This is a genomic window from Vibrio sp. qd031, assembly GCF_002100145.1.
Lineage (GTDB): Bacteria > Pseudomonadota > Gammaproteobacteria > Enterobacterales > Vibrionaceae > Vibrio.
The window spans coordinates 1-1,129 of the sequence record NZ_JXQD01000011.1; the positions used below are offsets into that span (position 1 = coordinate 1).

A 1,129-nucleotide genomic window follows, 5' to 3' on the forward strand; every position below is an offset into this window, starting at 1 on the left:
GCGGATGGAGCTATTGGGAGTCGCAGATACCAGGTGGCTGCAACTGTTTATTAAAAACACAGCACTGTGCAAAATCGTAAGATGACGTATACGGTGTGACGCCTGCCCGGTGCCGGAAGGTTAATTGATGGGGTTAGACTTAGGTCGAAGCTCTTGATCGAAGCCCCGGTAAACGGCGGCCGTAACTATAACGGTCCTAAGGTAGCGAAATTCCTTGTCGGGTAAGTTCCGACCTGCACGAATGGCGTAATGATGGCCACGCTGTCTCCACCCGAGACTCAGTGAAATTGAAATCGCTGTGAAGATGCAGTGTACCCGCGGCTAGACGGAAAGACCCCGTGAACCTTTACTACAGCTTGGCACTGAACATTGACCCTACATGTGTAGGATAGGTGGGAGACTTTGAAACTTGGGCGCCAGTTCAAGTGGAGTCAACCTTGAAATACCACCCTTGTAGTGTTGATGTTCTAACTTAGACCCCTTATCGGGGTTGAGGACAGTGCCTGGTGGGTAGTTTGACTGGGGCGGTCTCCTCCCAAAGAGTAACGGAGGAGCACGAAGGTGGGCTAAACACGGTTGGACATCGTGTGGTTAGTGCAATGGCATAAGCCCGCTTGACTGCGAGAATGACAATTCGAGCAGGTGCGAAAGCAGGTCATAGTGATCCGGTGGTTCTGAATGGAAGGGCCATCGCTCAACGGATAAAAGGTACTCCGGGGATAACAGGCTGATACCGCCCAAGAGTTCATATCGACGGCGGTGTTTGGCACCTCGATGTCGGCTCATCACATCCTGGGGCTGAAGTCGGTCCCAAGGGTATGGCTGTTCGCCATTTAAAGTGGTACGCGAGCTGGGTTTAGAACGTCGTGAGACAGTTCGGTCCCTATCTGCCGTGGGCGTTGGAAGATTGAAGGGGGCTGCTCCTAGTACGAGAGGACCGGAGTGGACGAACCTCTGGTGTTCGGGTTGTCATGCCAATGGCATTGCCCGGTAGCTAAGTTCGGAATCGATAAGCGCTGAAAGCATCTAAGCGCGAAGCGAGCCCTGAGATGAGTCTTCCCTGGCACTTTAAGTGTCCTAAAGGGTTGTTCGAGACTAGAACGTTGATAGGCAGGGTGTGTAAGTGCTG

General features: G+C 52.7%; 1 rRNA gene. It reads left to right on the forward strand.

What is annotated here, in order from left to right:
* A 23S ribosomal RNA gene (locus ST37_RS05720) occupies positions 1 to 1,129 on the forward strand; the annotation flags it as partial.